This is a genomic window from Lancefieldella parvula (genome assembly GCF_963547875.1).
GTDB classification, from domain to species: Bacteria; Actinomycetota; Coriobacteriia; order Coriobacteriales; family Atopobiaceae; genus Lancefieldella; species Lancefieldella parvula_D.
The window spans coordinates 1-2,818 of the sequence record NZ_CAUUSI010000034.1 but is presented as its reverse complement, the minus strand read 5'-3'; the positions used below and the strand labels follow the sequence as shown (position 1 = coordinate 2,818).

The following is a 2,818-nucleotide window of genomic DNA, read 5'->3' as shown; positions in this document are numbered from 1 at the left end:
CCCCGTCGTCGGTATAGCGAATGGCATTGCTCAGCAAATTGGTCAGGGCTTCTCGAATCATGTCCGAATCAATATCAACAAAACAATTACCCTCGGGTGTCTTATCCACAAAGGTCAACGTGCGGTTATTCTCCTTAAAGAGTGTTTCTTGTACCGCAACGAGACTCGCCACCATAGCAACCACATTGACGCTTTCTGGGTTGAACTTTGTCTTTCCGTTCTCAAGCCTTGAGAGGTGGAGCATGGCGTCTACCAGGCGAGAAAGACGTCTACTCTCAGACACAATGTTTTCCAAGCGCTCTTCATCTGCGGGCAAGATACCGTCTTGGATTGCTTCAACGGTGGCCATGATAGCCATAAGTGGAGTTCTGAGCTCATGTGCAACATCACTGGTCAGACGGCGTTCAAGCTTAATGTCTCTTTCGAGTGAAGATGCCATGTCGTCGAAGGTTTCTCCCAGACGCCCCAGTTCATTCTCGCCACGGATACCTGAACGAGCCGCAAGATTGCCGCTTCTGATCTGAACAGCCGTCTCGGTAATACGACGTACGGGCTTGGTAAGCGAGCGTGAAGCCAAAATACCAATCAGTCCAGAAAGCGAAATTGCAATGGCTGCAGCAAGACTAATTGCCTGGTAAGAGCCATTACGGAACGCAATGTCTCGCTGGGTCAGGAACGGCTCAGAACCAAACGTCCAAATTCTAATGCTGCCCACAGGCTCACCTTGTAGGTTTTGGACAACTGCATAAACCACGGCGTCACCCGTCTGAGGGCCAGATAATGCACTATTTCCGCCAGGTCGGCGAGCATTTGGCGCCGAGTCGTCATACAGCACCACGCCAGAAACATCTAAGACCTGGATACCAATATCGGAATTGGTTGCAGAGGCCTGGCGTGCAATAGAGAGAACGTCGGCATTCCAGCCTTCTGCGCGCGCGTACGCCTGAGACATATTGAGCGCGGTAGTATCAACGGTGTTTTGTAGGTTCTCCCTGGTATAAGCGGTAAAACGACTTTCCCACACAATGCCCAAAACAGAAATAAGCACCAATACCGTCATGACAGCAGTCAGCGCAAAGAACGCCGCCATACGGGTGGTAAAGCTTTGAGTGCCAACGGGATCGGGCTTAATAGTTTTATAAGAACCCTCAGTTTCCGGAGGGTTCTTAAGAGAATTTGAATGATGTTTCTTGAAGAGCGCCAAAACTCTAGAGCTTAGGACTCGTGGCTAGCGTTGCCAGCCTCAAAGCGATAGCCGACACCGTGAACGGTGAACAGCCAGCGAGGATTACGAGGATCATCGCCGAGCTTTGCGCGCAAGTTCTTGACATGCGAATCAATAGTGCGCTCATAGCCCTCAAAATCATAACCCAGGACCTTCTCGACAAGCTCCATACGTGTGTACACGCGACCAGGATAGCGAGCAAGGGTGGTGAGCAGCTTAAACTCTGAAGCGGTCAGGTCAACTTCCTCGTTGTTGATGAGAATCTTGTGACCAGAAATATCAATAGTAAGGGTACCGTAATCAAGCACGTCAACAGCAGTGTCTGGCTCAGAATACGTACGGCGGAACAGCGCGCGAACGCGTGCCACCAGCTCACGTGGCGAGAAAGGCTTAACAAGATAGTCATCAGCACCAAGCTCAAGACCAATAATTCTGTCTTCCACCTCACCTTTTGCGGTAAGCATAATGATAGGCACGTTAGAGGTATCTCTAATTGCACGGCAAACGCGCTCTCCAGAAAGTTTTGGGAGCATAAGATCGAGAATCACCAGGTCAAATGCGTGCTTTTCAAACTCTTCAACTGCACTTTGACCGTCGCCAACGCCCTTAACAACGTAATTTTCGCGCTCAAGATATGCTGAGACGGCGTCACGGATGACTTTCTCATCTTCGACAATCAGAATTTTCTTCTCGTCGGAAGCCATTGTCTCCCCTTTTCTTTTGCCCTGCATGTATGTGCGTATGGCACATTACGATTATTCATTAATTATTTGTATTCATTCTATCTCTATACCTACAAATAATCTACAAAGAAAAAACACGAACTGTCACGGAAGCCGGATATCCGCTGGTAGGATCCTTGACAGTTGAGTAGGTTACAAAAGAATCACAGTTACCTTCTCGAGCAGGAAACTCTCCGTAATCAACGCTTCTATCCATTGAATAGAGCCAGTTTGCCGTTTGATTTTGTGTATCAACAAGCACGTAAGAGGCGCGGCTCTTAACTATGTAAAGGCTACCTTTACCTGCCGATATTGCATAAGGTTCACGCTCAATGACGTAAGGGTTTTCGCCTGAAGCAGGCAGAATATATGTTCCCATCTTGCCCAACAGACCGCCCGAGTCATAACTTGCTTCAACCGACACAATGAACTTATCGTCTACGCGACTTGCTGCAAAAGGCTTGACGGATTGAGGCATAACAAGCTGGTCAACCTTGGTTTTAAGGTTGTCTCCCAGCAGGTATGCTGTAACGCCATAGTAGGTGCCTTCGGAGGCGCGAACTCGAGGAGTGAGGGTAACTACGCCCTTTGAGATAGACGGTGCAGTGGCAAATCTACCTGGAGATTCAACGGCGTCCGTTCCCTCAGAATCCCCCACACGCCACACGTAGCAGTGCGAAGATTCACGGGTTTTCTCGCCCGAAGAAGAAGGCTGGACAAGCCAAACCACCTTATCGTCTCCGCAGGCAAATGGAGCCGGATCCCAGTTTTTATCAGCCTTGTACAGCACCTTTGCGTCACCTGTGAGCTTGCCGTCAGAAAATGGTGCGGCGAGAAGTTCCCAATCAAAGGTTGTGGTATCCACCTCGAC

At 49.4% G+C, this 2,818-nt stretch carries 3 protein-coding genes; all 3 read right to left on the bottom strand.

Annotation, left to right across the window (positions count from 1 at the left end):
• Nucleotides 1-1,204, bottom strand: a 1,204-nt coding sequence (locus RWJ96_RS06835; RefSeq protein ID WP_314019641.1) for a histidine kinase dimerization/phospho-acceptor domain-containing protein, incomplete at its 3' end; no start/stop codon positions are given.
• Between the two features lie 11 nt (nt 1,205-1,215).
• Nucleotides 1,216-1,929, bottom strand: coding sequence for a response regulator transcription factor (locus tag RWJ96_RS06830; RefSeq protein ID WP_035427161.1), 714 nt, complete (start codon nt 1,927-1,929; stop codon nt 1,216-1,218).
• Nucleotides 1,930-2,029: 100 nt separating this feature from the next.
• The coding region (locus tag RWJ96_RS06825) for a Tat pathway signal protein (RefSeq protein ID WP_314019640.1) at nt 2,030-2,818 on the bottom strand (789 nt) is incomplete at its 5' end.

Excerpts from the sequence above, each read along its gene's own strand:
- RWJ96_RS06830 (WP_035427161.1), bottom strand. The coding sequence starts at position 1,929 with ATGGCTTCCGACGAGAAGAAAATTCTGATTGTCGAAGATGAGAAAGTC.